Raw genomic sequence first — 23,108 nt, 5'->3', positions numbered from 1 at the left:
CAAGGGGTTGGTTATGATCATTCTTCGCAGTGTTCTTATGCTGGCAGTCGTCGTCGTACTTGCGGCCTGCCAGACCACCGGCGGCACCGCCGCCACTCTCACCAGCAATTCTGCCTCCGCCATGGCGCCCAATGCGGCACCTGCCATGAAGGAAGGCGCCCGGGCACGTCCGCCTATCGGCTATGTGGGCTTCTGCCTGCGGCACCGGGAGGACTGTCAGCCTGCCGACAGCAGCCTCACCACCGCCTCCACCGGCATGGCCGCCGGTATGCAGCGCGCAGCAAACGCCCCGGCAGCCGTGGCGCTGACCGCCGGCAAGTGGCGCGAGCTCAACGAGGTGAACAGCTATTTCAACAGCACCATTCGCCCGGTGAACGACATCGATCTCGTGCAGAAGATCGAATGGTGGGACTACGCCATCAACTCAGCCGGCGACTGCGAGGACTATGTGCTTGAAAAGCGCCGTGCCCTGATTGCCCGCGGCTGGCCTGCTGATGCGCTGCTCATCACCGTCGTCCGCCAGCTCAATGGCGAGGGCCACGCGGTGCTGACCGTGGTCACCGATAAGGGCGACCTCATTCTCGACAACATGACGATGGGCATCGTGTCCTTCGACAAGGCGCCCTACACCTGGCTCATGCGCCAGTCGCGCCAGCACCCCATGCACTGGGTGAAGCTGAACGGTGAAGGCACCGCTGCCCGCACCGCGTCTACCAAGGCTTCCGATACCCGGTCTCCGAGCTTCGTGGCGGAGGGTCCTTCGGGCCTCTAAAAAGCGCCGACCCCGACGAGGGATTTTCTGCCACGAAACCTTGTTGGACCGGGCCGGACAGCCTGGTCCATCCCCCGGCCCCGCCGGACAGCGGGGCCAAAATGAAAGAGGGCCCGATACCGCCGGACAGCGGTATCGGGCCCTCCGCGTTTGAAGGGGCTCTCAGACAGCGCCTGGCGGCCCTTTCGCATGACTTTGGCGGGAAGCGCCTAGCGGCCCTTCCACTGGGGAGCGCGCTTCTCGGCGAAGGCGCGCGGGCCCTCGATCAGGTCCTCGCTCTTGAACAGCGCATGCACCGCGTCGTATTTGCCGGTGACGGCCTTCTCGAGATTGGCCTCGTCGAGCCCCGCATAGACACTCTGCTTCGACGCACGGATCGACATCGGGCTGCACGCCTCGATCTGCTTGGCCCATTTCATCGCCGCATCCATGAGCTCCGCCTGCGGAACAACCTGGTTGACGAAGCCAAGCGCCTGGCCCTCGGCCGCCGGTACGGTGCGGCCCGTGAGGATCATGCCCATGGCCTGCTTGACCGGGATCTGCCGCGGCAGCCGGTGCAGGCCACCGGCCAGCGCCGCAAGACCCACTTTCGGCTCCGGCAACGCGAAGGTGGCCGTGTCAGCCGCGATGATGAGGTCGCACGCCAGTGCGATCTCGAAACCGCCTCCCATGGCGACACCGTTGACTGCGGCGATCACCGGCTTGGTGATGCCGTACCGCGCGGTGAGACCGGCAAAGCCCGTCTTCGGCACTTCGATGGCATTGCCCTCGGCCTGATATTTGAGGTCGTTGCCCGCCGAGAAGGCGCGCTCGCCTGCACCGGTGATGATAGCGACCCACAGATCATCATCCGCCTCGAAGGCATCGAAAATCTTCTCGAGCTCGAAATTGGCCGGCGGATGCAGCGAGTTCATGCGGTCCGGCCGGTTGATGGTCACCTTCAGGACGTGGCCGTCGCGCTCGGCGGCGGCGAATTCGAGATTGCTGAATGCGTCACTCATGACAGGCGTCTCTCTCCAGTTTGTTCCAGTGTTGTCTGATCCGGGGGCTCTTGATTATGCGGTCGCAGCTCACCAGCGCGCCGCAGCAGCCGGGTTCGGGCGGCAGAGTGCGCCGGGCCGAGGCAGGCTTTCAAGCCCGCAGGCGCGGTTTTGCGCCGCTGGCGGCCCCGTCCCCGATGGACCCTGCGTCACCCCGCGCCTATCCTTGCCGCAAGCAGGTGCGTTGATTCGGGCCTGCTGCCCCTTCGCGTGCATCGGCACACCTGCATCCGGGCATGGGCGACCGGGGCATGATGCGTACCCAGAGTTTACCGATAACCGGCGCAGACATCCGCAATGGAAGCTGAAACAGATCAGGATCCGCTCGACGCCCGCTGGGTGTTGCAGGTCGCCGGACGCATCTACGGCCCCTATACGGGCCATGCGCTGAAGGAATATGCGCGCGAGGGGCGCGTGGTGCCCCACTCCATCGTGGCGCGGACCGGCAGCCCTGCCGGTGAAGAGACCTGGATGCCCGCCGCCGAAGACCCGGTGCTCGGCATCCTGTTTCAGCCCGGCGGCATGACACAGCCGATGGGGCAGCCTGCTGCCCAGCCATCTGTTCAGCCAGGCACCCAGCCGGTGCTTCATGCGACCCCGGAACAGACCCCGGCAGCCACAACACCGGCCGCAGGCAAGCCCGCACCCTCCTACGGCCCGCGCAAGAACCAGATCGACCGTCGTGCCAAGCCGACATCCTTCAACATCCTGATCGTCGCGGATGTGAAGTCGCGATCCAGCGGCCCGATGGAAACAGCGCTCATGTCGTTGGGCCCGGCCTACAAGGTATCGGCGAATTCCTGGGTGGTGCACACGCCCTCCGGCGCGCCGGAAGTGGTGAACCTGCTGACCCAGCACCTGGGGTCGAGCGACCGTCTGTTCGTGGTGGACGCAACGCGCAACCGCACCGCCTGGTACAATATGGGCCCTGAAACCGAAGCGAAGATCCGCCAGGTGTGGAAACAGGGCTGACGCGTCCGCAATCCGGGCCTGCCCATGCTTGATCCGTCAGCGGAGGATCAGCGCGGACGGGGTGACGGCACGGGCGTTGACGAGACACCACCCCCCTCATCCACCCGGCGCAACGGCAAGGGCGCGCCTGTACCCGCGGCAGCGGTACCGGCACCGGTGCCCCCTTCCTCAGCCACATCGGCGAAGATCTCCGCAGCCCGTCGCCATTGCTCGAACATGGCAGCGTTCATCGCCCCCGCCGTTTGGCAGGTCTCCGCATCCTGATCGCCCGCATTGCAGGACATGGTGGTGACCAGCAATTCCTGCTGCACAGCAAGGCGCGCTTCAAAGCCCGCATAGTTCTCAGCACCCATGGCGCGGTCCCGCAGGGTGGCGATGACGCTGCACCCGGCCTGCTGACGCTCGAGCGCCAGAGGCACTGCCTTGTGGGTGACCGCAAGCGCACTGGCGGACACCGCCGTGCAGATGCGGCCCGTGATGTGGGCCTGCACGTGATCGAACAGCCGGATCAGTTCCCGCTCCCGCGCGGGCAGGCCGAGATAGGCGTCGGCAAGCTGCGTGCCCTCCGCCCCTTCGAGCAGGAAGACCTGACCGGCCTCTGTGTCGCGCGGCGCGGTGCCCAGCATGGTCTCCACATCCACATCCTCGCGCGCCAGCGCCGACTGGACGGCGGCGGCGAGATTGGGTGTGCCGGCCTCGTCAGGCGGAATGAACAGGAACTGGATGCCGAGCGGACGCGGCTCGAGCTGGAAGAAGGCCTTCGCCCCGTCCCGCGCCAGCTGGCCTTGCGCCCGGTTGCCCATGCGCTGGCCGTTGACCGTGAAGACCCTACCCTTGGCATCCGTATACTGACCAACGACGCGGCCCTCACGCTCGATGAGGCTTACCACCGCGCCATCGGACAGGGCGAAACCGACATAGCGGCCGGAGAAGCTCTCCGGCTCCTCCTGCGCGTGCAGCGGCACCGTGGGCAGCCCCCCTGCCGCCATCACCAGGGCAAGACAGACGGCGGCGGCCTGATACCGCATCCGCTGCATGAAACGCATGCCCGTCAAACCTGTCATGTGTGTCCTATCGTCCCTTGAAGTCCGGCTTGCGCTTTTCAAGGAAGGCCATCATGCCCTCCTTCATGTCGTCCGAGCCCATCAGCGGCAGCAACTGCAGATAGACGTGGTGCACATGGTCGGCGAAGGTCTCGTTCATGCCCATGCGCATCATGCGCTTGGAGGCCTGCACGGCGAGTGGCGCATTGCCGGCGATCTCTTCAGCCAGGGCCCGCGCCTCGGTCATCAGGTCAGCCGCCGGCACCACGCGGGAGGCAAGGCCCCATTCGACAGATTCCTCGGCCGACAGCGTGCGGCCGGTAAAGATAAGTTCCGCCGCCTTCTCCCAACCGAGCATGCGCGGCAGGAACCACGTGCCGCCGCTTTCCGGCACCACGCCGCGCTTGGTGAAGGCCACCGCCATCTTGGCCGTGTCGGCCATCAGGCGGATGTCGCAGCCAAGCGCCGTGTCGAGCCCATAGCCAGCCGCCCCGCCATTGACGGCGCAGATGGTGGGCGTGTCCATGGCATGCATGACGGTGGGCGGCGTGTTGCGCAGGTCCAGCGTCGGGCGCGGGCCGGAATTGATGCCGCCGGAAATACCTCCGCCGGAGCGCGCTTCCTCGAGATTGAGACCGGCGCAGAAAGCCCGCCCCCGTCCGGTGAGAATGACGCAGCGGACGGCTGTGTCTTCCTCCGCCACCACCATCAGTTCCGTCAGCCGCGCCAGCATGTCGCGCGAAATGGTATTCATGCGGTCCGGCGCGTTGAGGGTGATGGTAGCGATATGGCCATCCACCTCGTACAGCACCTCGTCTTCGGCAGCAGCCGAAAGGTCATGCGCTTCACTCATGGGACGTCCCCCCTGTCTTTTTGTTCGCAGAAAGCCTAGGCCCGTTTCGGGCCCCGCGCCAACCGCCAAGGCCCGAATGCGGCTCAATCGGCCAGCTTGCGCAGTTCCTTGGTAAATTTTTTCCAGTTTTCCACGTAGTGATGTGCGGACAATTTGAGGGCGGCGCTGTCCTCCGGCGTCAGCTCCCGTACGACCTTGGCGGGGGACCCCACCGCCAGCACGCCGTCGGGGATCTCCTTGCCCTCGGTAACCAGCGCATGCGCGCCGATGATCGAGCCCTTGCCGATCTTCGCGCCGTTGAGCACCGTCGCGCCGATGCCGATCAGCGAGCCTTCACCGATGGTGCAGCCATGCAGCATGACCATGTGCCCGATGGTGACATCCGGGCCGATGGTAAGCGGCATGCCGGGATCCGTATGCAGCACCGAGCCATCCTGAACGTTGGCGCGCGCGCCGATGCGGATGGGGTCATTGTCGCCGCGGATCGTCGCACCGAACCAGACACTGGCATCCTCCTCGAGAATGACATTGCCCATCACCGAGGCGCTGGGCGCCACCCAGTAGCGGCCGGATTCGGGAAGCTGCGGTTCAGTGCCATCAAGCGCGTAGATCGCCATGGGGTTTCCTCTTGTTGATTGTGCAATTGGGGAAAGCGTGAATCCCTGTAAGTTTGCCACGTCCCCCGCCCCCATGACAGGCCGTCATGGAAGCGGCAAACCCCGCTGCGTCATGGATGCGTCATCTGCCACCCTTACCGTCTGCGGCAAATCCCTCCCCTGACCTGTCGCGTGCGAGCGAAGGAGTACCCTGATGTCCTATCCGGACCGGACCGATCCCAATTGCGGTGTTGCCCTGGAGCCGACCGAAGACGTGCGGTCGAGCCCCGCTACCGAAGCCACCTTCGGCGAAGTGGCCGCCGCCCGCATGGGCCGCCGGGGCTTCCTCAAGGGGGCCATGGGCACCACCGCCTATGCGGCACTTGCGATCGCCCCCGCCTCCCTGCTGGCAGCCTGCGGCGACGATGAAACCGACAAGGTAGCAAGCGATCCGGCAGCCAACGCCGCACAGGACATCAAGGCATCCACCTACCAACCCGGCTCGCTCGCCCGCTTTCCCGAAATCAGCCACGGCGTCTCAAAGGACCATGTGGTGGCACCGGGCTATGAGGCCGACATCCTGATCCGCTGGGGCGACCCGGTGACGGCGGATGCGCCCGCCTTCGTTCCCGGCAAGGCGGACCCGGACGCGCAGGAAAAGCAGTTCGGCTACAACAATGATTTCCTCGGCTTCGTGCCGCTCAATGAGGCGGGCACACGCGGGCTGCTGTGCGTGAACCACGAGTTCACCTCCCGCAGCGTCATGTTCCCCTATGACCTGCGCTTCAACAGCCCGAAGGAACTGGCCGAAACCGAAATGGCGGCCCATGGCGGCACCATCATCGAAATCGCGCAGCAGAGTGACGGCCGCTGGGTCACGGTACAGGACAGCACCTATAACCGCCGCATCACCGCCCGCTCGACCGCGATGGATATCTCAGGCCCCGCAGCCGGACATCCCCGCATGCAGACAAGCGCTGACCCGGCGGGCACGCGGGTGATCGGTACCCTGAACAATTGCGCCGGCGGCATCACGCCTTACAACAGCTACCTGATGGCGGAAGAGAACTTCCACTTCTATTTCCGCGGCAAGCTGGACGACAGCGACCGGCTCTGGCGGACGGCGGGCGACCTTGAAGCCGCATGCGCCGCCGGTGACGCAACTCACCCCGAGGCGCGGAACTATTGCCGCTACGGCGTGGCCATGGGCGGCGGCTATGACTGGGGCCGCCATGTGGACCGCTTCGACATCAACAAGGAGCCCAACGAGGCCAACCGTTTCGGCTGGGTGGTGGAAGTCGATCCGCTGGACCCGACATCAACACCCGTGAAGCGTACGGCGCTGGGCCGCTTCAAACATGAAGGTGCGGAAAGCATCACCAACAGGGATGGCCGCCTGGTCATCTATATGGGTGATGACCAGCGGTTCGATTATCTCTACCGCTTCGTCACCGACGGCACGGTGAACGAGACCGACCGCGCGGCGAATTTCGGCCTGCTCGACACAGGCGTGCTGAGCGTCGCGAAGTTCAGCGAGGACGGCACCGTCACCTGGATGCCGCTGGTGCACGGGACCGGACCGCTGACGGCAGAAAACGGGTTCGACAGCCAGGCCGACGTGATGATCGAAACCCGCCGCGCCGCCGACCTGCTGGGGGCCACGCCGATGGACCGGCCGGAGGACGTGGAACCCAACCCGAAGACCGGCAAGGTCTATGTGGCGCTCACCAACAATTCCAAGCGCGGACCCGCGCAGCGGGACGCGGTGCATGACCGCGCGCCCAATTACTGGGGCCTGATCGTGGAAATGACCCCTCCGGACGGCGACCACGCAGCGGACAGCTTCAGCTGGGACATTCTGGTGAAGGGCGGCGACCCGTCCGTGCCGGTGACGGGCGCGCAATTCGCCGAAGGGACCAGCGCCAATGGCTGGTTCGCCTGCCCGGACAACCTGGCCGTGGACCCCTCCGGCCGCCTGTGGGTGACCACCGACCAGGGCGGCGGCTGGGCACAGATCTCGGGCTCCGCGGATGGCGTGTGGTGCGTCGGCACCGAGGGCGAGGACCGGGGCATCAGCGCCATGTTCTACCGCGTGCCGGCTGGCGCCGAGATGTGCGGCCCCTGTTTCACGCCCACCGGCGACACGCTGTTCGTTGCCGTGCAGCACCCCGGCACCGATGGCGCGCTGGCCTTTGACGAGCACGCCCGCGCGTCCGACTTCGAAGACCCTATGACCCGCTGGCCGGACTTCAACGAGGCCACCCCGCCCCGGCCGTCTGTGGTGGCGATCCGGAAGGAAGGCGGCGGGCCGATCGGCTGATCGAACAGCGCGGGCCGAATGGTCTGTTCATTCCTGAACACGCGGCGGGAAGAAATTGGACCTTCCCGCCGCCTGCCAATTCGCTAGTGTCGCCAGCAATGCACTCAAAGCGGGGACACGACCATGATCGAGAAATGCATTGACGGCTGGCACGACTACATCTTCCGCAAGAAGCCGGGCGCCCTTGAAGAGCTGATCGCCGAGGACTGCGTGTTCCTGTCGCCCGTGGTGTTTACCCCGCAGGTGGGCCGCGACATCACCATTGCCTATCTGACGGCGGCGGGCGGCACGCTGGGCGGTCAGGGCGCACCGGGCGTTGACACGCCGGCGGAGAACGCAGGCAAGTTCAAATACACCAAGGAAGTCCTCGCCGGGAACCACGCCGTGCTCGAGTTCGAAACCGAGATGAACGGCAAATATGTGAACGGCGTGGACATCATCACCTGCAATGACGAGGGCAAGATCACCGAATTCCGCGTGATGATCCGCCCGCTTCAGGCGGTGAACGCCGTCCACGCGGCGATGGGCGCCATGCTGGAGAAGATGAAGGGCTGAGCCTGCCCCCACTTACCCGCCAAAAGGACACAGGCCGGACGCAAATTAAGCCTGTTGCCGCCCGCTCCATTGCATCGCGCCGCCCGATCCCGCACCCTTGGGAACTGTAGGGGCCATGACATTGTTTGAATGTCTGGAGGGGCGTCATGCGCGCATTCGTGGTTGTTTTCCTGGCGATCGTCATTCCCGGCGGCCTGTTCCTGGCGCTGGAGGCGGGGCTTCTTGACGCCTATCTCGAGGACATTCCCACCGAAACGCTGATCCTGCAGGAGCTGCACGCCACCGTGTCGCCCGAGGAGCTGGACGCCCGCGTGCTTGAGGCGCTGGAAGAGGGCCGCCAGGACGACGCGGAAATGTACGCCGAAATCGCGGTCTATATGGACCGCCCGCTGGGCGAGGACGCCGCAGCCGCGCTTGCCGCCTCGCAGACCACCAGCGCCACCGTCATCCGCAACACCGGCAGCTTCTTCGAGGGCTTCGTCACAGGCGAGGGCAGCGACAACGCCTCCTTCGCGGGAGCCGTGACCTCGGACCTGACCGTGATCGGTGATATCCGCGACATCGGCTCGGAAGGCTCGAAGCTCGTGGCGGGCGAGGAATACAGCGAGGTCATTCTCGGCCTCTCGGTCGTCGGCCTTGCGGTCACCGCAGGCACGGTTGCCTCCGGCGGCGGCGGCCTGCCCGCCCGTGTGGGCGTGTCACTGCTGAAGGTGGCGAAGAAGGCCGGCACCATGACCAAGTCCTTCTCCAAGCAGCTCGGCAGGTTGGTCTCCAAGGCCGTGGACTTCCCCGCCCTGCGCCGCACCCTGTCGGACGTGTCCCTGTCGAACCCGAATGCCACCCGGCGCGCAGTGACCGCCTATGCGGACAATGTGAAGAGCGCGGAGATCTTTCCCGTGCTGGCGCGGATGAACGACGTGCAGAAATCCGTCGGCCCCGCGGAGAGCGTGCGGCTGATGAAGTATGTGCGCAACACGGATGATCTCGACAATATCGCCGACATGACCAGGACCCTGGGCGTGAAGACGCGCGGCGTCATCCTGCTCACCGGCAAGACGTCCCTGCGTGCCTTCAAGGGCGCCATCAACCTGATCCGCTGGGCGCTTGAATGGGTGTGGGCGCTGGGCGTGGCCGTGCTCGGCTGGCTGGGCATGGCCGGCGGCCGCCGCGTACTGCGCCGCCGCCGCACCCGTGTCGCCGAGGCCCGCGCTGCAGCCCAGCCCAACAAGCTGGCCTGACGGACCCATGGGCAAGGCGCAAGCACTGCCATCCCCACCCTTCGTACTTGCGCAAGCGCAAATTAGAGTGGGCCCCTCCGGTCAGGCCGGCGGGCTGCGGCGTCTCTTGAGAAATTCGATTATCCCCTCACCCCGGCCACCGGCGCAAAAAAATGGGCGCTTCTCCGAGGAGGGGAGAAGCGCCCAGTAATCAAGACGTCAGGGAGGAATGCGTCGTCTTGAGGAATTCCGGTGTCAGACCGTCCTAGAGATAGGCGAGGGTCTGGAAGATGACGATCGCGCCGACGGCGGTGGACCCGACATAGGCAGCGAATGCGCCACGGCCCGCATAGGAGGCCGGGTTGGTGAACATGCTGACGATGGCATCGCGCAGCTGCTGGTTCTCGCGGGCGATGAGCTGGTTTGCCGTGAACAGCAGAACCACAAAACCCACCACGAAGAACGCGTCACCCGGGGCCATGAAGCCGAACTCGAAGAGGACGACAGTCGCAACCATGGCAATGGCGGCAAGGATGTTACCGATCAGGCTCTGCATGGTGTGGCTCCCGGCTGCTGCTGCAGCGCATCAAATGACTGAACTTGATCCTGTAGGTAGGTCTCTATTGTGACAGGGTCAAGACAGGGCGCCTGGGTGTGGTTACGAATTTATATAACGATCCGATATGCCTACCAAAGTATGACTTCTTGTCAAAACCAGCGTCAAAATATCCAATCTATTGATTTATATCGATTTTCTGGACTGAACAGGCTTCGAACCGGCCCAAGCTCGGTTTATGAATCCTGAACAATTCCCGGATCATTCTCATTCGGGAATGCCAGCCATGCGGAGGCGCAGGGCTTATTGCGCCGCAACAGAGGCAGGCGGGCACGGCAAAACGCACAAAAAGGCGTCCCCGCGTCCCCTACCAGGGGCAGCAGGCGGCCAGGTGACCATGTTCTGAGGAGAACGGTGCGGGAAGCGTCAGCGGGCCAGGATCAGGCTCATGACGAAGACACCGGACATGAAGGCCCAGAAGACCGAGATCGAAGCCGACAGGGCCAGCCAGACCAGGGGCCGCTGCTCCAGCACTCGTGCCCGCACGGCGTTGCGCATGATGACCATCGGCCCCGCAAAAACCAGCGTGGCAACGCCCGTGACCACTTCCGGCACCGAGGCGGCAAGCAGGCTGAAGCTCAGCGGCCGGTTGGTGACCAGCCGGTAGAAACTCGACGTAAGACCCGCCGTGACGATGCCCGTGGCAACCGCCAGGGCGAAGGCTGTTAATTCGGTCATGAGCAGACCCCGGATGTGACCCTTCACTGCCCCTGCGCCATCACCGGACATCCGGCGGCGGAAACGGGGCTCCCGGGTCTGACAAGGGCAAGCGCCATACCAGTCGCGATGGGCCCCGTTCGGGGCAATACCGCCTGAAAAGGCAGCAAATCCGGGGCGATGCGCATAAATCACGCCGCCGCCGTTGCGCGGTGACACAGTTCGGCAACCAGGCCCGTGCCATATCAGGACGTCATCACAGCACGGGAGGGTGCGGGACGCGAATCCGATAGACTGCGGGCTCTGACCGTACCCGGCACCCTGCCCCACCCTGCCATTTGCGCCATTGAGCGCGGCATTCCGAAAAGGACCCCCATGGCCCGGCCCCAGAACCAGTCCCGCCAGCGCCAGGACGAAGTCGTCGAGCGGCCGCCATGGCTTATCCCCGTGGTGGTGGCGGTCGGCGTCATCACCTTCGCCGCGATCTTCCTCTGGTACTATGTGGGCCCCAGCACCGATGAACTGCTGGGCCTGGCACCGGAAGCGACCGACCAGGTGCGCGAGGTACAGGTGACGGTGGGTGACGTGGCCCTGTCGATCCCCGCCAATTTCACCCGCTTTTCCGCCGCCCGCTCCGGCGGCGCCAAGAAGCGGGTGGACCTGCATGCGCTGCTGCCGGATCTCGACCCCTTTACCGAACGCCAGCGGGCGGAATTCGACCGGTCAGATCCCATGTCACCGGTTCTGCACATCCGCATCGCCGAAACCGACAGCGTGCTGGCCGCCCAGCCGCGGCTGGAACTCATCTACCTGCCCGCCGTCACCAACCATGAAGGCGAGGAAGGTCCCTTCGGCCTGCGCCACTACGTCTTCCGCAACGAGACGGGCTTTGCCGGGCAGGACATGTATGTGGGTGTGGGCCCGGCCAACGCGCCGGCCATTCTGCTGTGCGCGCGCGATGCACCGCTGTTGTGGTGCAGGCGCGAAATCCTGCTGAGCGAGACGGTGGTGCTGCGCTACCGGTTCAAGCGGGCCTATCTGGCCGACTGGAAGGAGATCGACGACGGGGTCATTGCCCTTGTCGCGGGCTTCCGCCGGAACGCGCAGGCTGACGCATCATCGGGGGCGCGCACATCCGTGTCGGCGCCGGAAGAGCTGCGGGGCGAAACCGCGGAATGATCTGATCCCGCGCCGCCCCGCATGGCGTGTCGTGAACAACGTCCGTCGCGGACGCCGGATCAGTCGTTGTCGAGGTCGAAGCCGAGAATGGCCATGTTGAAGTCGTAGGAGACTTCGCCGTCCTCGTCGTCCTTGAAGATCACGCCCAGGAACTCATCGACCAGATAGACCTCGACGGAATCATCCTTGGTCGGGCGCTGGCGGACTTCCAGCAGATCGAGCCGGAACTTCTTCCGCAGGTAATTTTCAAGGCGCACGATTTCTGATTGGTCCACGGGGAAAGCTCCGGATTTGGGGGGCGGCAGGAAGTGGCTCCCATGTAGCGTCCCTTGAGGGGCGGTGTAAACCCGCGGGCCCCACGGCCACACAGGCGTCCATCGTCCTAGCGTTTGGCGCGCGCCATGGCCCTGGCAATGGCCGTGCGCACGTCAAATTCATCATCCCCGTCATAGCGCGGCGCATAGGTGTCAAAGGCTGCGCGCAGGGCATCATGACGCTTGTCGATATGGACCATGTTGTAGGCATGGGACACCGCGAAGAAATGACCCGCCTTGAGCTGCGGCATGACGATGGCGGTGTAGCGGTCCGTCTCCATGGCGCCGGGGAAGCCGTCAGTCATTTCAGACGCGACCCAGCCGGGCGTGATCAGCGACACGTCGATGAAGTCCGGCACGTCTTCCGCCAGCTGCTCGGTGATGGCGAGCACCGCATGCTTGGAAGAGATATAGGCGGATGATCCGGGTACGGCGGGAAAGAAGCTGTTTTCCGAGCCCACATTGTAGATGGCCGCCGGGGTGCCCTGCTCCACGAAGCGGGTGCCGAACACCTGGATGCCGTGCAGCATACCGTAGATGTTGATGCCATAGACCCGGTCATATTCACCGAGATCCAGCGTCAGGATGGAACCGCGCGCCGTCTGGCTGACACCTGCATTATTGAGCAGCACGTCCGCTTGCCCGAAAGTGGACCAGGCGAAATCAGCCAGCGCCTCCACGTCGCCGCGCTTTGCCACGTCGCACGCCGCGCCCGCCGCCTGATAGCCGAGCGCCTCAAGGGCGGCGACGGCCTCATCGACCCGGTCTTTCCGGCGACCGGCAATGACGAGCCTGGCCCCGTCCTCCCCGAACCGCTTGGCGAAGGAGAACCCGATGCCCGTGGCCCCGCCTGTGATCACCACCACCTTGCCGTCGAAACTGTCCATCCACGCCTCCTGTTTATGACTTCCGGTCATTTCGTGGCAGGATGGCGCGAAGCTGCAAGGCACCGCAAGGGCAAAGGTGCAACCTGCCGGTGCTTTCGCCTGTCACGGGCGGCGTGCTATCGAGCAGGAGATAAAAATCTCTAGTGACGTTCAGGCCCCATCCACCACGCCCTCGCAGAGGGGCGGCGGGGCCGCCGGAGGAAACATTGGCTGACACTTCCCCTGCTGGCGCCCCCAAGGGTGCGTCCGCCAGCATGACCGACCGCCTGCGTACCACCCCCCTCGCTGCCTATGCGGCGCTGACTTTCCCAATGGGGGGGCTGGGTCTTCCGATCACGGTCTATCTGCCACCGCTCTATGCCACCGATGTGGGGTTGGGCCTGTCGCTGGTCGGCTTCCTGTTCATGATCACCCGCATCTTCGACGTGATCACCGATCCGATCATGGGCGTCATCATCGACCACTACCCCACCCGCTGGGGACGGCGGCGGCACTGGATCGCCCTGTCGGTGCCGATCCTGCTGATCTCCGCCATCTTCATCTATTTCCCGCCGGTGGGCGCAGGCGGCGCCTATCTGCTGACATGGATGCTGGTGCTCTATGTGGGCTACACGATGCTGACCATTGCCCACCAGAGCTGGGGCGCTGAACTGTCTGCCGACTATGCGGAGCGCAACCGCATCTATGGCTGGCGCGAGGTGGCGATCATCCTCGGCATGGTGTCGGTGCTGGGACTGCCCGCCGTGCTGGAGATCACCGCGGGCGCTGATGCCTTCGGCAAGGTTGGCGCCATGGGCTGGTTCCTGATCATCACCCTGCCGATTACCGCCATTGCCGCGGTGCTGCTGGTGCCCGACCACGTGACCAAGGTGAAGACCGGCCAGTCGCTGGAGCTGAAGGAGGGGCTACGCATCCTCTTCACCAACTGGAGCATGGGCCGCATCGTGGCAGCCGACATGTTCACGGCGCTGGCCACCGGCATCATCGGCTCAAGCTACCTGTTCCTTGCCCGCTTCGTGTGGGAGCTGCCGCAATATTCCTCGATCATGCTCTTGGGCTATTTCGTGCTCGGCTTTGCGGGCATGCCGTTCTGGATGTGGCTGGCCAAGCGGATGTCCAAGCACCGCGCCCTGTGCGTGGCGCTGATCTGGAGCATCGTCGCGCAGCTGGTCTATCTCATTCCCGGGCCGGGCGATTTCGCGCTGGCGCTGTTCGCCACCTTCTTCCTCGGCTTTGCCTTCGGGGCGGGTCCGTTCCTGCTCCGCTCCATGATGGCCGATGTGTGCGACAAGGACCGTCTGGAAACGGGCCAGAACCGCACCGCCCTGCTCTACGCGATGCTGACTACCACCGCGAAGGTGGGCGCGGCGATCTCCGTCGGCATGACTTACCCGCTGCTGGCGTGGGTTGGATTCGACCCGGCGACGGGCTCGGAGAACTCCGCCCAGGCACTGGACGGCCTGCGCCTCATCTTCGCGCTGCTGCCGATCCTGTTCCTGGCTGCCGCCATCGCACTGATCTGGAACTACCCCATCGACCACGCTGCCCAGGCCGAAATCCGCCGGAAACTCGCGGAAATGCACGCCGCAGACAAGGCACTGGCAGAGGACTAAACAGACCGGGAAAGCGCCGCTCCCGCCCCCTGCGGCAAAGCGCGCGCTTTCCCTCCCTCTCCCGCGGCGGATACTGGCCGCCAGATTCCGACGCTGTATCCAACGCGGTGCCGCCCTGAAGAGGCCGCCGCCGGACAGGAGCCACATCATGATGCGCCGCACCTTTCTCGCCCTGACCCTGGCCGCGAGCCTTGGCCTTGCAGCCGCCGCGCCCGGCGAGACTGAAGACACGCCCCTCACCGTGACCGACGCCTTTGCGCGCGAGACCATCGGTCTCGGCAAGACCGGCGCTGCCTTCCTGACCGTGAGCAATGCGGGCAGCGAGGACGACACGCTGCTGGCCGGCGCCACCCCCGCCGCCGGCAAGGTGGAACTGCACACCCACGAAAAGGACGGCGAGATCATGCGCATGCGGAAGGTCGAGGCCTTCCCCGTTCCCGCACAAAGCGACCTAAAGCTTCAACCCGGCGGTAACCACATCATGCTGTTCGACCTCGCAGCACCGCTGGCGAAAGGCGAAAGCTTTCCGCTGACCTTGAGCTTTGAGAAGGCCGGGGATATCACCATCGACGTTTCTGTCGTTGCCATCGGCGACACCATCGGCCACAAGGCGGGTCACGAGAAGATGGATCACGGCCAAATGAACCATGGTGAGATGGACCATGGTGAGATGGACCACGATAATGGGGGTCACGGCCATTCGGGCCACTGATCCGACAAACAAACAAGTGGGGCTTGGGGGCTTCAGCACAGGTGACAACGCACCGTCATACACACCAGCGCAAGAGCTGGCGTGACCGCTGGCAGCGCAGGGGAATTTCCCTTGCGGGGCTCGCGGCAATGGCCGTGCACCTGGCGGCCTTCGCGCTGGGGGCGATCATGCCCGTGGCCACGGCCCTTGCCGCCGCCGAGGCGGAACCCTTCGAGATTGTCATCTGTACCGTCAACGGACCGGTGACGCTGGACGCCCGCGACCTGGGCGTCGACATCGGCGATGGCGAGGCACCCACAAAGATACCCCGCTCCGCCTGCGCCCTGTCGCTGCAGGCCGCAGCCCCCGTGGCCGTGGACACGGCTCCCGCACTCCTCATCGAGCCGGTGGAATATACACCGGCCGACCATGCGCCCGTGGCGGACACCCGCCCGGCTTACCGGGCCCCGCAGCTGCGGACAAGCCCGCCCCGCGCCCCGCCGCACACGTCCTGAAAACCGACACGGCCGGTCCGACTCGCGAATGCCGCGTGACCGGCACGGGACAGCATTGTCCCGTGCCCGCGTGCATGTGCTGATCGGGCGGGCTTCCCCGCGACTTTTTCAGGAAGACCTCCGATGACATTGCGTCTAACAGCGGCCGCTGCTGCCGCCTTCAGCCTTGCTGCCACCCTTCCTACGCTTGCCCATGACGGCATCGACCATTCAGCCCCGGCACCCATTCGCGCCGACGGCCACGCCCCCATCGGGGTGATGGGCGACCACATGCACAAGGAGGGCGAGATCATGTTCTCCTACCGCTACATGCGGATGGAGATGTCCGATGTGCGCGACGGCACCAGCGATCTGTCCAACGCTGATGTTCTTGCGACGCCCAACCGCTTCTTCGGCATGCCCATGCAGCCGCCGGGCCTGCGCATCATCCCGACCGAGATGACCATGGAGATGCACATGGTGGGCGCGATGTATGCGCCGAGCGACTATGTCACCCTGATGGTGATGGGGATGTATGTCGAAAAGGACATGGATCACATCACCTTCAACCCGATGGGCACAGCGCAGATCGGCGGGTTCACCACCACCACGCGCGGTTTCGGCGACACGCGGGTGTCCGCACTGATCCGCCTGCACGAAGACGGCAACGAAAAGGCCCATCTCAACCTCGGCGTCAGCCTGCCGACCGGCTCCATCACCGAAGAAGACACGATCTTCACGCCGATGGGCACCACCCAGCGGGTACGCCTGCCCTACCCCATGCAGTTGGGCTCCGGCACGGTAGATGTGCTGCCGGGCATCACCTATTCAAACCGCATCGACGATTTCTCCTTCGGCGGCCAGGCCTCCGCGACCATTCGCGGCAACCGGAACAGCGAGGACTACAAGCTGGGCGACATGGGCGAAGTAACCGCCTGGGGCGCCTATCAGTTCGCACCGTGGATTTCCGCCTCCGCCCGCGTGAGGGGCCAGACCATCGGCCAGATTGACGGCCGCGACGCGCGCATCATGGGCCCTGTACAGACCGCCGACCCGGACAATCAAGGCGGCCGCTTCGTGGAAGCGGGCATCGGCCTCAACCTCGTTGGCCAGGAAGGCATCCTGCGCGGACAGCGCATCGCCATCGAGGCTGTCGCACCGATTCATCAGGACCTGAATGGTCCGCAGATGAAGCGTGACTGGACCCTGACCGTCGGCTGGCAATACGCCTTCTGACCCGGTCATTCCGACCCACCGGCCGCGCGGGAAAGCTAGGGGCCCGCGCGGCCATTTCTCCCTTTCCAAAACAGGAAACGGCACGCCCGCGCGTGCCGACGATACCAATGCAAACCAAACTCGCATTCGCAGCCTGCCTGCTGTCCACCACCGCACTTGCGGCCCCTGCCCTGGCACAGCAGCAGGACACCTCTTCCGCCCCGGCTGCCGCTGACGTGACGCTGCCGGCAATCTCCGTTTATGCACCGCGCATGAGCCTGCCGGCGGAGAGTGAAACCCGGCCGCAGGAAACACCGGCCCCCACGCCCCATTCCGATGGCGGCGACTTCCTGCGCTCGGTGCCGGGCGTTACCGCCGGACGCTTCGGCGGACACGGTCTGGAGCCGGTCATCCGCGGCCAGTCGCAGAACCAGCTGAACATCACTGCCAATGGCGCGACCACCTATGGCGCCTGCCCGAACCGCATGGACCCGCCTTCCTCCTATGCGGCGATTGAAAGCTATGACCGCATCAAGGTCGTGCGCGGCTACCAGTCGGTGCTCAACGGCCCCGGCGCGCCCGGCGGTGCGGTGATCCTGAGCCATGACAAGCCGGAGCTGGGCGAGACCCTGACCGCCCGCGGCAGCGCGGCTGCCGGATATGACGGCAATGGCGTGACCCGCTCCGCCGACGCCTATGTGCTGACGGGCACGCAGGATGCCTATGCGCGGCTGACGCTCGGGCTGAAAGACGCCGAGAACTACGAAGACGGCGACGGCAACTCGGTCCGCAGCTCGTTCTCCGAGCGCCAGGCCGGGTTCACCCTCGGCGTCACGCCCGGCAACAACACCCATATCCGCCTGAGCTACGCCTATCACGACGTGGAAGACGCACTGTTTCCCGGCGCCGGCATGGACTCGCCGACCGCCGAGACACGCAGCTACAGCGCCGGGCTGGAGCATGAATTCGGCACAGGCATCGTCAGGCGCATCGACGTGACCGCTTATGCGACGCAGGTGGACCATGTCATGGACAATTTCAGCCTGCGCACCCGGCTGGCCGCCCCCTTTGCCCGCGTCCCGTCGGAATCCGACACCATCGGCGGTTCGGTGAAGGCCGATCTCGATATCGGCGGCCAGATCGTGCAGACCGCCATCGACTACCGGCGCAACAACCGTGAGGCCATACGCTCGGTCGGCCCCAATGCGGGGGCTGTGACCCGCACCCAGGCTTTCCTGTGGCCGGACATCACCATCGCCGAACTGGGATTTGCTGCGGAAACCAGCCTGACACTCGGGGAGCGGACAATGCTCACCACCGGTGCCCGGATCGACCGGGTGACCGTTGACTATGGCCGCCCCAACGAACGCGCCCAGATGACCGGGCGCACCGCCAATGATCTCTACCGCGCGTTTTATGGCGTAACCGCGTCTGACCAGACCGAGACCAATGTCAGCGCGCTGGCCCGGCTCGAATATGACCTGACAGACGATACGGCCCTGTTCGGCAGCATCAGCCGCAGCGTGCGCACGGCAGACGCAACAGAACGCGGCCTGGCCAACGACCAGGGCCTCGGTGCCAACAACAGCTCCTGGGTTGGCAACCCGGAAATCGATCCGGAAAAGCACCACCAGGTAGAAGCCGGCATGCTGACCGGCGGCATGGACTGGCAGGTGAGCGCCACCGCCTACGCCAATCTGGTGGACGATTACATCCTGCGCGATGCGGCCCGCGGCCAGGACGGCATCCTCATCACATCAGCCAATGCGGACATCTACCGCAACATTGATGCCCTGCTGGCGGGTCTCGAACTGGCCGGCGAGTGGGCCATGAGCGATAGCCTGAGCCTGCGCGCGGACGCCGCCTATACCTATGGCGAAGACCGCGACGCGGACCGGGCACTGCCGCAGATCCCGCCGCTGCAGGGCGCCCTGCACCTGGACTGGCAGACCACCGAATGGCTGGAACTGGGTGCATCCACCCGCTTCGCAGCACGCCAGACCCGCGTGGACACCAACGCCACCACAGCCACCGGCCGGGATGTCGGCAAAACGGGCGGCTATGCGGCTCTCGACATGCGGGCAGCCGTGACACCGGTGGACGGCGTAGAGCTGTCTGCAGGCGTCACCAACCTGCTCGATGCCACCTACGCCAACCACCTCAACCGGTCGAACATCTCAGACCCCACGGAAGTCCGCGTCAACGAACCGGGCCGGTCTGTCTTCGTCCGGGGGCGGATCACCTTCTGACCATGACCCATATTACTCACCCCTGTTTCAGAGGAAAAAACTGAAAGCCATGAAACCGTCACGCCAATTGCTCGCCGTGCTGTGCACGGGCACTGCCCTTGTCTCCCCTGCATTTACCTCCGCCGCCCTGGCGGAAGATGACGCAGTGGAGCTTGCGCCCGTCATCGTCACCGGTGACGAAATAACCGGCACACGCACTGTCCCGGGCAATGCCGAAGCGGAGCGGCAGATCCGCCGCACGCCCGGCAGCGTGGCGGTGGTGCCCTCGGAGGATTTCGAGGACACCTACGCGCTGAGCTTTGAAGACACGCTGAGGCTGACCCCGGGCGTCTACGCGCAGAAGCGCTTCGCCGAGGAAGTGCGCATCGCCATCCGCGGCTCCGGCCTGTCACGCGGGTTTCACCTGCGCGGCCTGACGCTGCTGCAGGACGGCATCCCCTTCAACCTGGCCGATGGCTCGGGTGACTTCCAGGAAGCCGACGCGCTTGCGTTCCAGCGCCTTGAAGTCTTCAAGGGTGCCAACGCCCTGCAATATGGCAGCACCACCCTGGGCGGCGCGGTGAACATGGTCTCCAAGACCGGCCAGAGCCACCCAGGCAACCAGGTCCGCTTTGAAGCCGGGTCCGACAGCACCTTCCGCGCCAACCTGCAGGCGGGCCGCGTGTTCGAGAATTCGGACATGTTCGTGAGCCTCACCGGCACGCTGAGCGAAGGCTTCCGCGAGCACGAGGACCAGGAGAACGCCAAGTTCAACGGCAATGTGGGCCTTGCGCTGTCTGACACGGCCGAGACGCGCTTTTATCTGAGTGCCAACATCATCGACCAGGAGCTGGCGGGCAGCGTTTCCCGCGCAACCGCTCTGAATGATCCGGAGGCGGCCAATCCCTCCTCCGTGACTTCGGACTGGGCCCGCGACATCCGCTCGGTGCGCCTGTCCAACAAGACGAGCTTCGAGCTTTCCGGCGGCGAGACCGTGGATGTGGGCGCCTTCGTGAACGTGAAGGAACTGTTCCACCCCATCACGCCTTTCGTGGGGCTGATCGACCAGGAAAGCACGGATTACGGCGTCTTTGCCCAGGCGGGCGGCGACTATGACATTGCCGGGCACCGCAACACCTTCCGCGTCGGCGTGACCTCGCAGTTCGGCAAGGTGAAGGCCAAGCTGTTCCAGAATGTCGGCGGCTCGCGCGGTGCGCTCACGGCCAATGCGGATCAGAAATCCCGTAACGTGGCGGTCTATGGCGAGAACGCCTTTTACGTGACGCCGGAGCTGTCGCTGATCGCGGGCGGGCAGTTCACCTGGTCGGAGCGGGAACTCAAGGATCTGCTAACCCCGGCTGAGAATGATACCCGCAGCTATACCGGCTTCAGTCCCAAGGTCGGTGCGATCTACGAACCGGAGCCGGGCACGCAGGTCTTTGCCAATGTCAGCAAGAGCTTCGAAACGCCGACCTTCAGCGAGCTGACCCAGGGCGGCACGACCGGGTTCACGCCGATTGATGAGCAGGAAGCCTGGACCGTTGAAGTCGGCTCCCGTGGCAGCGCCGGCCGGGTGGCCTGGGACATTGCGCTCTACAGGGCATGGCTGGACGGCGAAGTGCTGCAGTTCACCACAGGCCCCGGCGTTCCGGCGGCCACCTTCAATGCACAGGACACGGTGCACCAGGGCGTTGAACTGGGGCTTGATGTCGATGTGGCATCGGACGTCTTCAGCGACGGGGACGGCCTTACGTGGCGCAACGCGTACACCTTCAGCGACTTCTTCTTCGACGGGGACCGGCAGTTCGGTGACAACGACATCGCCGGTCAGCCGAAGCACTTCTTCCAGACGGAGCTGCGCTACGACGCCGCCGATGGCTGGTTCACGGCACTCGACTGGGAAGCCGCGAGCAAGGCAGACGTTGATTTCGCCAACACCCTGGACGCCCCCGGCTACGGCATCATCGGCCTGACGGCCGGTATGGACGTGACGGACACTGTCAGCGTCTATGTCAACGGCCGCAACCTGCTGGACCAGGAATACATCTCTACCTTCAGCACCATCGTGAACACCGCCGGCAATACGTCGGTGTTCTATCCCGGCCAGGGCCGCCAGGTCTTTGCCGGGCTGCGCGTCAGCTTCTGAGGACACACACAATGGCTGAAGCAGGAAACCAGTATGCCCGTCTGTGGCGCTGGCACTTCTATGCGGGCCTGATCATTGCCCCCGTCCTGATCATCATGTCGGTGACGGGGGGAATGTATCTCCTGCAGCCGCAGATCGAGGATGCTCTGTATGGAGAGCTTCTTTATCTGCCGGACCCCCATACGGGTCCTGTCGATCATGATGCCCTGATTGCCACCGCGACAACGCGCCTGGAGGCTGTCCGCCTCCACGCCTATACCCCGCCCCAGGGGCCGGAGCATTCAGCAGCCGTGGACCTGACCACGCAAACCGGTGACCGCCTGACCGCCTATCTCTCGCCTGCCACCGGCGACATCCTCGGCACCGTGGCCGAGGACTGGCGGCCGATGACCCTGGCCCGCAAGATTCACGGCGGGCTGATGCTCGGCAAGCCGGGGGACGTCATCGTCGAACTGGTCGCCTGCTGGACGCTGGTGATGGTGGCAACCGGCCTGTTCCTGTGGTGGCCGCGCAAGACACGCACTGTCGGGACGGCCCTGCCCCGCGCCAAAATCAGGGGCCGTGCTTTCTGGCGGGACTGGCACGCGGTGCCCGGCGCCTGGGCCGGACTTTGGATTGCCGCCATCATCGTCACCGGCCTGCCCTGGTCGATCCTGTGGGGCGGCGCCTATGCGGCGATCGGCAAGGCCACCGGCGAAGGGCTGCCTGCAGCCATCTTCACCGAGCGGCCGCACTCGGTGAGTGACGCGGCAATGCCGGACGTCACCATGAATGAGCTCGTCACCCGCATCACCGCGCAGAGCGTGCCGCTGGCCTACAAGATCGATTATCCGTGGTTCGCCAACGGCGTCTATGCGGTGATGCCCCTGCGGCAGATCGGTCAGGCCGAGGAGATGGCCTATCTGTTCCTCGACCGCCGCTCCGGCGCGGTACTGACGGATCTGCGCTGGGATGATCTGGGCGCGCTCGGCCGCGCCTCGACCATCGGCGTGCAGTTCCATGAAGGCCGCCTGTTCGGGCCCGCCAACCAGATCATCAACCTGGCGGCGATCCTCATCCTGATCGCCCTGGCGTTGACGGGTCCCGTCATGTGGTGGAAACGGCGGCCGAAAGGGAAGCTGGCACCGCCCGTTGTGCCGCGAGACACGCGGCTGTCAATCGGTGTGCTGACCATCGCCACAGCCCTCGCCCTCATCCTTCCGCTGTTCGCCCTGTCGGTTCTGCTGATCCTGGCCGGCGAATGGGTGTGGGCACGGCGCACAGGGGCGAATGCCTGACGGGCGCTGAGGCACCATGGCCACAGCCTCCGGCTGTCGCCGCAGCCTCTGATAGGCCCTCCGGTCAAGCCGGGGGGCGAGCGGAGGAGGAGAAAAAGTCACCTCTCCCCTCGCGGGAGAGGTCGGTGCGCAGCACCGGGTGAGGGGGATGGGGGCACTAGGCTTTCGGCGTCTGAGACCGAGGCGCCTCTGCCGCCCCCTCACCCTCCCACGGGCTTACGCCCGCGGGCCCCTCCCTCTCCCGCAAGGGGAGAGGGAATGATAGCCACACCCGCTATTCCTCCGGCTTGACCGGAGGATCTCTTGGTGGCTCTGCCGTGTCGATAGAGGCCCTCTGGTCAAGCCGGAGGGCGAGCGGCGAAGGAGAAAAAGTCACCTCTCCCCTCGCGGGAGAGGTCGGTGCGCAGCACCGGGTGAGGGGGA

The 23,108-nt window shown here is 65.1% G+C and carries 21 protein-coding genes; 13 read left to right on the top strand and 8 right to left on the bottom strand.

Features of this window, described 5'->3' with window-relative positions; all coding sequences use genetic code 11:
* The first annotated feature begins 13 nt into the window (after nt 1-13).
* Complete coding sequence (locus tag HG718_RS04475) at nt 14-772, top strand: transglutaminase-like cysteine peptidase (protein ID WP_160588897.1); 759 nt, start codon at nt 14-16, stop codon at nt 770-772.
* 209 nt (nt 773-981) lie between these two features.
* Here the strand turns inward: HG718_RS04475 and HG718_RS04470 are convergent, their stop codons facing one another.
* Entirely contained in the window at nt 982-1,773 is a 792-nt protein-coding gene (locus tag HG718_RS04470; protein ID WP_160588898.1) for an enoyl-CoA hydratase-related protein, read from the bottom strand.
* A 336-nt stretch (nt 1,774-2,109) separates the two neighbouring features.
* Between HG718_RS04470 and HG718_RS04465 the strand changes: the two genes are divergently transcribed.
* Nucleotides 2,110-2,784, top strand: coding sequence for a hypothetical protein (locus tag HG718_RS04465; RefSeq protein WP_160588899.1), 675 nt, complete (start codon nt 2,110-2,112; stop codon nt 2,782-2,784).
* A gap of 47 nt (nt 2,785-2,831) precedes the next feature.
* Here HG718_RS04465 and HG718_RS04460 read toward each other — a convergent pair whose 3' ends face one another.
* The 3 genes from HG718_RS04460 to HG718_RS04450 all read right to left on the bottom strand — a co-directional run bounded on the left by HG718_RS04460 (nt 2,832) and on the right by HG718_RS04450 (nt 5,297).
* A complete protein-coding gene (locus tag HG718_RS04460; protein ID WP_160588900.1) occupies nt 2,832-3,848 on the bottom strand; it encodes a hypothetical protein in 1,017 nt (338 codons plus the stop codon).
* A 7-nt stretch (nt 3,849-3,855) separates the two neighbouring features.
* Nucleotides 3,856-4,680 (bottom strand): enoyl-CoA hydratase/isomerase family protein, encoded by an 825-nt coding sequence (locus tag HG718_RS04455; protein WP_027843754.1) that lies wholly within the window; start codon nt 4,678-4,680, stop codon nt 3,856-3,858.
* 83 nt (nt 4,681-4,763) lie between these two features.
* Nucleotides 4,764-5,297, bottom strand: a complete 534-nt coding sequence (locus HG718_RS04450) for a gamma carbonic anhydrase family protein (protein WP_027843755.1) — start codon at nt 5,295-5,297, stop codon at nt 4,764-4,766.
* A gap of 193 nt (nt 5,298-5,490) precedes the next feature.
* On the opposite strand from HG718_RS04450, the gene HG718_RS04445 reads away from it, so the two are divergent.
* From HG718_RS04445 to HG718_RS04435, 3 genes are all read left to right on the top strand, one after another.
* Nucleotides 5,491-7,596, top strand: coding sequence for a PhoX family protein (locus HG718_RS04445; RefSeq protein WP_160588901.1), 2,106 nt, complete (start codon nt 5,491-5,493; stop codon nt 7,594-7,596).
* Nucleotides 7,597-7,719: 123 nt separating this feature from the next.
* Nucleotides 7,720-8,151, top strand: a complete 432-nt coding sequence (locus HG718_RS04440) for a nuclear transport factor 2-like protein (protein ID WP_160588902.1) — start codon at nt 7,720-7,722, stop codon at nt 8,149-8,151.
* A gap of 146 nt (nt 8,152-8,297) precedes the next feature.
* The gene (locus HG718_RS04435; RefSeq protein WP_160588903.1) at nt 8,298-9,389 is read left to right on the top strand and encodes a hypothetical protein; all 1,092 of its coding nucleotides are present in this window, start codon (nt 8,298-8,300) and stop codon (nt 9,387-9,389) included.
* A gap of 244 nt (nt 9,390-9,633) precedes the next feature.
* Here HG718_RS04435 and HG718_RS04430 read toward each other — a convergent pair whose 3' ends face one another.
* Both HG718_RS04430 and HG718_RS04425 read right to left on the bottom strand, forming a co-directional pair.
* The gene (locus HG718_RS04430; RefSeq protein WP_027844704.1) at nt 9,634-9,924 is read right to left on the bottom strand and encodes a hypothetical protein; all 291 of its coding nucleotides are present in this window, start codon (nt 9,922-9,924) and stop codon (nt 9,634-9,636) included.
* Nucleotides 9,925-10,350: 426 nt separating this feature from the next.
* On the bottom strand, nt 10,351-10,662 hold the full coding sequence (locus HG718_RS04425) for a DUF6949 family protein (protein ID WP_160588904.1): 312 nt from the start codon (nt 10,660-10,662) through the stop codon (nt 10,351-10,353).
* A gap of 354 nt (nt 10,663-11,016) precedes the next feature.
* Between HG718_RS04425 and HG718_RS04420 the strand changes: the two genes are divergently transcribed.
* The gene (locus HG718_RS04420) at nt 11,017-11,820 is read left to right on the top strand and encodes a hypothetical protein (RefSeq protein ID WP_160588905.1); all 804 of its coding nucleotides are present in this window, start codon (nt 11,017-11,019) and stop codon (nt 11,818-11,820) included.
* Between the two features lie 59 nt (nt 11,821-11,879).
* On the opposite strand, the gene HG718_RS04415 is transcribed toward HG718_RS04420, so the two are convergent.
* Entirely contained in the window at nt 11,880-12,095 is a 216-nt protein-coding gene (locus HG718_RS04415; RefSeq protein ID WP_027844707.1) for a DUF3126 family protein, read from the bottom strand.
* 107 nt (nt 12,096-12,202) lie between these two features.
* Nucleotides 12,203-13,021 (bottom strand): SDR family NAD(P)-dependent oxidoreductase, encoded by an 819-nt coding sequence (locus HG718_RS04410; protein WP_160588906.1) that lies wholly within the window; start codon nt 13,019-13,021, stop codon nt 12,203-12,205.
* 206 nt (nt 13,022-13,227) lie between these two features.
* On the opposite strand from HG718_RS04410, the gene HG718_RS04405 reads away from it, so the two are divergent.
* From HG718_RS04405 to HG718_RS04375, 7 genes are all read left to right on the top strand, one after another.
* Nucleotides 13,228-14,634: an MFS transporter gene (locus tag HG718_RS04405; protein WP_160588907.1), complete on the top strand. Its 1,407-nt coding sequence runs from the start codon at nt 13,228-13,230 to the stop codon at nt 14,632-14,634.
* Nucleotides 14,635-14,782: 148 nt separating this feature from the next.
* Nucleotides 14,783-15,346 carry a copper chaperone PCu(A)C gene (locus tag HG718_RS04400; RefSeq protein WP_160588908.1) on the top strand — a complete coding sequence of 188 codons (564 nt, stop codon included), beginning with the start codon at nt 14,783-14,785 and terminating at the stop codon, nt 15,344-15,346.
* Between the two features lie 41 nt (nt 15,347-15,387).
* Nucleotides 15,388-15,840, top strand: a complete 453-nt coding sequence (locus HG718_RS04395) for a DUF2946 family protein (protein ID WP_160588909.1) — start codon at nt 15,388-15,390, stop codon at nt 15,838-15,840.
* 123 nt (nt 15,841-15,963) lie between these two features.
* Entirely contained in the window at nt 15,964-17,055 is a 1,092-nt protein-coding gene (locus HG718_RS04390; RefSeq protein WP_160588910.1) for a transporter family protein, read from the top strand.
* A 107-nt stretch (nt 17,056-17,162) separates the two neighbouring features.
* Nucleotides 17,163-19,283: a TonB-dependent copper receptor gene (locus HG718_RS04385; RefSeq protein WP_160588911.1), complete on the top strand. Its 2,121-nt coding sequence runs from the start codon at nt 17,163-17,165 to the stop codon at nt 19,281-19,283.
* A gap of 49 nt (nt 19,284-19,332) precedes the next feature.
* Entirely contained in the window at nt 19,333-21,408 is a 2,076-nt protein-coding gene (locus HG718_RS04380) for a TonB-dependent receptor family protein (protein ID WP_160588912.1), read from the top strand.
* 11 nt (nt 21,409-21,419) lie between these two features.
* Nucleotides 21,420-22,685 (top strand): PepSY-associated TM helix domain-containing protein, encoded by a 1,266-nt coding sequence (locus HG718_RS04375; protein WP_160588913.1) that lies wholly within the window; start codon nt 21,420-21,422, stop codon nt 22,683-22,685.
* The last annotated feature ends 423 nt before the right edge of the window (nt 22,686-23,108 follow it).

The organism is Pyruvatibacter mobilis (assembly GCF_012848855.1).
Lineage (GTDB): Bacteria > Pseudomonadota > Alphaproteobacteria > CGMCC-115125 > CGMCC-115125 > Pyruvatibacter > Pyruvatibacter mobilis.
This window is presented reverse-complemented; position numbering and strand designations above follow the sequence as displayed.

Coding starts and splice junctions, on each gene's coding strand:
- HG718_RS04460 (WP_160588900.1), bottom strand. CDS start 3,848: ATGACAGGTTTGACGGGCATGCGTTTCATGCAGCGGATGCGGTATCAG.
- HG718_RS04400 (WP_160588908.1), top strand. CDS start 14,783: ATGATGCGCCGCACCTTTCTCGCCCTGACCCTGGCCGCGAGCCTTGGC.
- HG718_RS04435 (WP_160588903.1), top strand. CDS start 8,298: ATGCGCGCATTCGTGGTTGTTTTCCTGGCGATCGTCATTCCCGGCGGC.
- HG718_RS04425 (WP_160588904.1), bottom strand. CDS start 10,662: ATGACCGAATTAACAGCCTTCGCCCTGGCGGTTGCCACGGGCATCGTC.
- HG718_RS04465 (WP_160588899.1), top strand. CDS start 2,110: ATGGAAGCTGAAACAGATCAGGATCCGCTCGACGCCCGCTGGGTGTTG.
- HG718_RS04455 (WP_027843754.1), bottom strand. CDS start 4,680: ATGAGTGAAGCGCATGACCTTTCGGCTGCTGCCGAAGACGAGGTGCTG.
- HG718_RS04475 (WP_160588897.1), top strand. CDS start 14: ATGATCATTCTTCGCAGTGTTCTTATGCTGGCAGTCGTCGTCGTACTT.
- HG718_RS04430 (WP_027844704.1), bottom strand. CDS start 9,924: ATGCAGAGCCTGATCGGTAACATCCTTGCCGCCATTGCCATGGTTGCG.
- HG718_RS04410 (WP_160588906.1), bottom strand. CDS start 13,021: ATGGACAGTTTCGACGGCAAGGTGGTGGTGATCACAGGCGGGGCCACG.
- HG718_RS04385 (WP_160588911.1), top strand. CDS start 17,163: ATGCAAACCAAACTCGCATTCGCAGCCTGCCTGCTGTCCACCACCGCA.
- HG718_RS04380 (WP_160588912.1), top strand. CDS start 19,333: ATGAAACCGTCACGCCAATTGCTCGCCGTGCTGTGCACGGGCACTGCC.
- HG718_RS04445 (WP_160588901.1), top strand. CDS start 5,491: ATGTCCTATCCGGACCGGACCGATCCCAATTGCGGTGTTGCCCTGGAG.
- HG718_RS04390 (WP_160588910.1), top strand. CDS start 15,964: ATGACATTGCGTCTAACAGCGGCCGCTGCTGCCGCCTTCAGCCTTGCT.
- HG718_RS04375 (WP_160588913.1), top strand. CDS start 21,420: ATGGCTGAAGCAGGAAACCAGTATGCCCGTCTGTGGCGCTGGCACTTC.
- HG718_RS04420 (WP_160588905.1), top strand. CDS start 11,017: ATGGCCCGGCCCCAGAACCAGTCCCGCCAGCGCCAGGACGAAGTCGTC.
- HG718_RS04450 (WP_027843755.1), bottom strand. CDS start 5,297: ATGGCGATCTACGCGCTTGATGGCACTGAACCGCAGCTTCCCGAATCC.
- HG718_RS04470 (WP_160588898.1), bottom strand. CDS start 1,773: ATGAGTGACGCATTCAGCAATCTCGAATTCGCCGCCGCCGAGCGCGAC.
- HG718_RS04440 (WP_160588902.1), top strand. CDS start 7,720: ATGATCGAGAAATGCATTGACGGCTGGCACGACTACATCTTCCGCAAG.